Below are 2,724 nucleotides of genomic sequence, written 5' to 3' on the forward strand. Positions count from 1 at the left end.
GGCATTCACGCAACCCTTGAAAGTTGCCCCACGGCCGCCAGCGCCGCAACCGTCCGAGTGTCAACGGGAAATAACTTTCGTGCTAGGTTTCCAATCACGCTGCGCGAACAGTGTGGCCCGCCGGCTCGAACAAACCTACGTCGAAACTCAGTGAGAGGATCTCATGACCAGTCAGGGCCGGCGCATTGCTGGTTGCCACTTGTTGCTGCGAGGTAACCGCTGGATGCCCATAAGCGTGAATAAAGCGCTTGGAGCCAAGGATCGTTGTTCACCGGGCGGTGCGGTGATTTCCGCATACCTCTCTGCAGTTGTTGAAGGGGACACAATTGTTGGCTGGACAAAAAACTCAGCGTTCTCGGTTCAAGAGGTGCTGCCCGATGGCACACTAGCCCTGCTCGATCTAACTCCCGCGAAACTGGCGTTGCAAGCTGATAGCGCCGACATGAAAGCGAGCAAGGCGGGAATAGTTGGCATCAGTTCGCTGATCGCGGGGCGTCGCATTCAGGAACAAAATACTGGAAACCTTCCTTCGACGTTGCGTGAGGCTGCATTCGAGCGCGCTACAATACAGATACTGGACAGAATTCAGGGTCATTCCGTTGTCGGCGTGCGTCTGTACGATTGCTGAAACGCGAAAAGTCAGCTTTTGATCGTGTTAGGTAAGCAGCTCTCGGTTATCACTCCCGTGCTGGCAACCAGAGGAGAAAGTTCCTGCGTGGTTGCCTGTCAATATTGCCGACCGATTACCTCCAGATGGGACGTGGGACATGACCCGTTGATATAGGGTAAGCGATCTTTTGACCCCACGTTTCGTTCGGGACGCCGATGAGCAAATGTCGGCCTGCTGAATCGAGCGGGCTGGACACGTGTCGGACACAGAGCTTTTACCCAAATCGAAGCCGGAGCCGGTGCGGCGAGTGGAAGTGTTTACTGGGACGGGACGGCGTCGGGCGTGGGCTGCGGATGAGAAGGCACAGATCGTTGCGGATAGCCACGCGGGCGGCGAGACGGTCTCCGCCGTTGCGCGCCGACACGGTTTGACGCCGCAGCAGTTATTCGGCTGGCGTCGGGAAGCGCGGCAGCGGGTGGAGAGCGGGGCCGGTGAGAGTGGCCCTGCCTTCACGCCGGTGATTGTAGAGGCATCCCGGTCTCACTCGCACGCGTCGATCGCGCTGGCTGGGCCAAGCAGCACGCCGATGGTCGAGATCGTGATCGGCGCTGTCACGGTTCGGATTCCGGCCAACATTGATGCGGTGGTCCTGACGACAATGCTGCGCGCCGTGAGGGCGGCGACGTGATCGCCGTTCCGGCGGGAATGCGGGTTCTGGTAGCGACCAAACCGGTGGACTTCCGCCGCGGCGCCGACAGTCTGGCCGCCCTGGTGCGCGAGCAACGGCACTCAGTACCAGCAGCGGGAGGACAAAGCCTACGACGAAGATGATCTGACGAAGGCCCGGCCGCGACGACATCAAGTGGATCAGCGCGCCCTCAAATTTGGCCCACTCTTCGTCGTCCGCGAGCGTGTCGCCCCCGAGTGCCTGAGCGCCGACCCAAGCCGCGCCGACGATGGGAGCCGCCGGTTCATCGATATTTGAGTGTAACCTAGTTCACATATCCTTTCGGCGAAGTCTGACATAGTTCAACCGCGATGCTCGGCGTCGCGGTCGGCCGACGTTAAGTGAAACGAGGTCATCGGTCATCAGGGCTTGCGCCCGATCGAGACCGGCCTGGGCTTCCCGCAACGGGGCAACCTGAATCTTCGCAATTGCGAATCTCGCGAGGATGCTCGCGATTGGAGGTTGTCATGCCAACGAAATCTATCGTCGAACAAGCGGCGGCGCTGGCAGCCAAGGTCCACAAACTGAAAACGCCGCTGATCGTGGACCGTGCCGAGGGTCGCGATCCCAAATCCGGCAAACCAATCTACCGCGTTACAGTCGTCAGCGCCGAGAGCCCGAATGGTCCTGCTTACGTTGTGACCGTCGATGACAAAAGCGAGCCGCTGCCGAATACGGCTACATTGGAGCAGATGTTCGATCAAACGGTTGTAAGTACGGCCGCCGCCGCCGGGCTTGGCACGGCTCCCGTCACCATTCAGCCGGACACGAACATATTGACGCTGAATCCCGGCGACACGATCGATGAAACGATCACGGTAACGATTCCGAAAAACGCTGGTTCGGCCAAGGCGGACGTCTATTTTCTCGCCGACACCACCGGTTCGATGGGCAGCATCCTTGGCGCCGTGCAAGCTGGTTCGAACAACGTGCTGGCGGCACTCGGCGCGCTGGGCATCGACATGGCGTTCGGCGTCGGCAACTACAAGGATTTCGCCTCGGGAGATCCCTTTGGGTTTCAGCACCAGGTGAGTCCGACCAAAGTGGCGGCGACTGTGACCGCTGCGATCAGTGCGTGGTCGGCGACCGGGGGCGGCGACTTTCCGGAAGCTGATCTGTTCGCGCTCGACAGCCTCGCGGTTCCGCCTGGAGGAGCGATCGGGTGGAGGCCCGGAAGCAAACGCATCATCGTGTGGTTCGGCGATGCGCCGGGCCATGACCCGATCTGCACGGCGGTGTCGGGCGCGCCCGCGGCGGTCACGGAAGCCAGCGCCGCCGCCAAGCTGGTGGCGGAAGCCATTGCGGTTCTCGCCATCTCGACGGCGACGCCCGGGCTGGACGGCGATCCGAAGACCGGGGCGACAGGCTATGTGGCGCAGTGCGGAGC

General features: G+C 61.2%; 3 protein-coding genes. All 3 read left to right on the forward strand.

The window, feature by feature from the left end; genetic code table 11:
* The first annotated feature begins 163 nt into the window (after positions 1-163).
* On the forward strand, positions 164-628 hold the full coding sequence (locus tag WCE35_RS06600; RefSeq protein WP_424592544.1) for a hypothetical protein: 465 nt from the start codon (positions 164-166) through the stop codon (positions 626-628).
* A 295-nt stretch (positions 629-923) separates the two neighbouring features.
* Positions 924-1,298 (forward strand): IS66-like element accessory protein TnpA, encoded by a 375-nt coding sequence (tnpA, locus tag WCE35_RS06605; RefSeq protein WP_424592546.1) that lies wholly within the window; start codon positions 924-926, stop codon positions 1,296-1,298.
* 506 nt (positions 1,299-1,804) lie between these two features.
* Positions 1,805-2,724 (forward strand): hypothetical protein (locus WCE35_RS06610; protein ID WP_424592545.1); only part of this gene is annotated, 920 nt, incomplete at its 3' end.

The organism is Bradyrhizobium sp. (assembly GCF_049691595.1).
Taxonomy (GTDB): Bacteria; Pseudomonadota; Alphaproteobacteria; order Rhizobiales; family Xanthobacteraceae; genus Bradyrhizobium.

Coding starts and splice junctions, on each gene's coding strand:
- WCE35_RS06600 (WP_424592544.1), top strand. CDS start 164: ATGACCAGTCAGGGCCGGCGCATTGCTGGTTGCCACTTGTTGCTGCGA.